Annotated in this window: 3 protein-coding genes; 1 reads left to right on the forward strand and 2 read right to left on the reverse strand. The window is 66.1% G+C overall.

What is annotated here, in order from left to right:
- Nucleotides 1-24: 24 nt before the first annotated feature.
- Nucleotides 25-165 carry a hypothetical protein gene (locus GY791_21685; protein MCP4331005.1) on the forward strand — a complete coding sequence of 47 codons (141 nt, stop codon included), beginning with the start codon at nt 25-27 and terminating at the stop codon, nt 163-165.
- A gap of 109 nt (nt 166-274) precedes the next feature.
- On the opposite strand, the gene GY791_21690 is transcribed toward GY791_21685, so the two are convergent.
- On the reverse strand, nt 275-982 hold the full coding sequence (locus GY791_21690; protein MCP4331006.1) for a hypothetical protein: 708 nt from the start codon (nt 980-982) through the stop codon (nt 275-277).
- A 149-nt stretch (nt 983-1131) separates the two neighbouring features.
- Nucleotides 1132-2128 (reverse strand): hypothetical protein (locus tag GY791_21695; GenBank protein ID MCP4331007.1); only part of this gene is annotated, 997 nt, incomplete at its 5' end.

Genomic DNA, 2128 nt, shown 5'->3' on the forward strand with positions numbered 1-2128 from the left:
ACAGCCGACGAGTTCGCCCACGCAATGGCGACTCAGCAGTACGCGACGATCCACGACCTGATGGCTTCACCGGCGATCATCGAGCGCGTCGTCGCCGAACGCGCCAGGACCGACGCTGCGGCGGAGTTACCCGACGAGCGGGCATCGCTGCCCGCTCGAAGCTGAATCCCGGCACTGCCCACGAGGTGCTGGGTGGCCCGTGGGAGGCCTTTGCTCGACAGTCGGCGCCTGCCGATGCACGCTCTACCCTCGCCTCGCCTTTCGGCTCGGCTCCCTACTCGTACTTCTCCAGCAGGTTCGCGACGCGCGAGAGGATGTCGCGGGTCGCAGCGTTGGCGTCGTCGCGCTCGAGAACCCGGTCGTAGTCGGAACCGCCCGGTGTGCTATCTGCCATCGACGAGGCGGTAGCTGCCGCGAGAATGCCCGCTTCGTTCGCGACGACATGCTCGTCGATTGCGCCGTCATCAGCGAAGATCGACACGCTGCGTGCGCGGATGGCCGCGTCGGGATCGACGTACTCCTCGTCGACGAGATCGGCCACCTCGGTCGGTACCGCGACATCGTCGAAGATCGACCGGGTCCCCGATATCTGTTCTTCACGGTTGACCCCATCGAGCCTCGGATCGAAGACCGACGGATCCGGCTCCTCGTGAGGCTCGAGATCCTCGCGTGACGGAGCGAAGAGGTCGATCCTCTCGCTGACGTCGACCGTCTCTTCGCTGACGTCGACAGTCTCTTCCCCGCGGTCATCGGCGTCTAGCTCTGCGACACCCCGATCGTCGTAGCTGTCCCACCCGGTCCGAGGCCAGTCGTCGGCCTCGTGGCGGCTCTCTCGGACACGCGACCAGCCGACCGCTGCACCGAACACCAAGACGACACCGGCGACCAACACGAAGAAGGGTGGCAGCAACCTCGACGCGAGGAGCAACAGAACCACCCCGGACACAATTGCCCAGAGCAGGCCTCGGCGTCTATCGCTCATGGATCGACCTCCACCCGCGCGGGTTGCGTCATCTAGTCGACATCTGTCTGGTTCTTGTATCGGCCGGAATCAGTCGATCTTCAGGATTCGTGCGAAGATTCAACGACTTCACGTCCCGAATTAGCGTCGACCCCCGGCTGATACGTCCTTCAGGACGCCCCACTCGTGGGGGGCCGTGACGGCAGAGCCGCCCTCTTCACGACCTCGTCGGTCTGAGGTGGCGGGAGCGGCCACCGAGCTCTCGACAGCGGCCATCGCCGCTCCTCGGCGTGGGACCTCGGTTCGACGGGCGTCGACGTCGCACTGGGCAGGTCTTCTCTGGCCACGAGGCCGCAGAGGACGCGGATGATCACGCGGACCTGATCGGTGTTGTCGAGCTGTCCGAACTTGCCCATCTCTGCAGGACGCGACGTGAGCTCGAGGTCGGCCTCGATGCCGAACTCCTGGAGCTTCGCAGCGACCTCGGCCGGCAACTCCGTCCTGCTCGGGTCCGAACGAAGGCCACTCTCGACGAGATCGAGGACCTCGGTGACTTGACTGCGCTCAGAGGCGTCGGCCAACTCTGCCACGATGGCGGTGACCTCGGGACCCGCGCCGTCGAGGAGCCGTGCCACGATCTCGGCAGCCTCGAGTTCCTCCTCCTCGATGAGCTGTGCCACGAGTTCGGTGTCGCTGGCATCGATGAGCCTGGCCATGACGTCGGCCACGTCGGAATCTGCCATGTCGATGAGACGAGCGACGACAGCCGCTAGTGAGTCCACGGGCTGCCCGTCCGCTGATTCGTCGGCTGCATCGACCACCATGACTGGTGCCACGGCACTGTCGGCGTCGCGTTCGAGTTCCTCATCGACCACGGACTCCGGCCCCGGCCCCTCGACGACTTCGGACGACTTGGGCCGAACCAGCCCCTCGACGACTTCGGGCGACTTGGGCCGAACCAGCCCCTCGACGACTTCGGACGACTCCGGCACCGGCCCCTCGACGACTTCGGACGACTTGGGCCGAACCAGCCCCTCGACGACTTCGGACGACTTGGGCCGAACCAGCCCCTCGACGGCTTCGGACGACTCCGGCACCGGCCCCTCGACGACTTCGGACGACTCGGGCCGAACCAGCCCCTCGACGACTTCGGACGACTCCGGCACC

It is taken from the genome of Alphaproteobacteria bacterium (assembly GCA_024244705.1).
GTDB lineage: Bacteria > Pseudomonadota > Alphaproteobacteria > JAAEOK01 > JAAEOK01 > JAAEOK01.